1 pseudogene is annotated in these 492 nt (G+C 57.1%); it reads left to right on the top strand.

The window, feature by feature from the left end:
- Positions 1-68 precede the first annotated feature (68 nt).
- Positions 69-492 (top strand): annotated as a pseudogene (locus tag MRBLMR1_RS29130) (IS5 family transposase); the annotation flags it as partial.

The following is a 492-nucleotide window of genomic DNA, read 5'->3' as shown; positions in this document are numbered from 1 at the left end:
CTAGGCCGCGTCCCCATAAACGGGGTTCATCTTGTTGACGGTGTGTGATTCACTCTCCTTGAAAGGAGATTGCCATGCGCCGTCACGAATTGAGCGACGAAGAATGGGCCGTCATCGCACCACTTCTGCCAACCAATACCCGTGGAGTTGAACGTGTTGACGACCGCCGAGTGATCAATGGCATCCTGTGGCGCTTCAGAACCGGATCGTCCTGGCGCGACGTGCCGGAACGTTATGGTCCGCGCACGACGCTCTACAATCGGTTCTCGCGTTGGCGCAAAGCAGGTGTCTGGGATCGTCTTCTGGAAGCCGTTTCAAAGCGTTACGACGGCGACATCGTGATGATCGATTCATCCTGTGTCCGCGTTCACCAACATGGTGCCAACGCTAAAAAGGGGGATCTGCCGATCCTTGCATGGGACGTTCGCGTGGCGGCCTGACAACCAAGATCCACGCACTTGTCGATGCCGATGGTTTGCCGGTTCGCCTGGA

Source organism: Neorhizobium sp. LMR1-1-1.1, assembly GCF_040675795.1.
GTDB classification, from domain to species: domain Bacteria; phylum Pseudomonadota; class Alphaproteobacteria; order Rhizobiales; family Rhizobiaceae; genus Neorhizobium; species Neorhizobium cellulosilyticum.
This window is presented reverse-complemented; position numbering and strand designations above follow the sequence as displayed.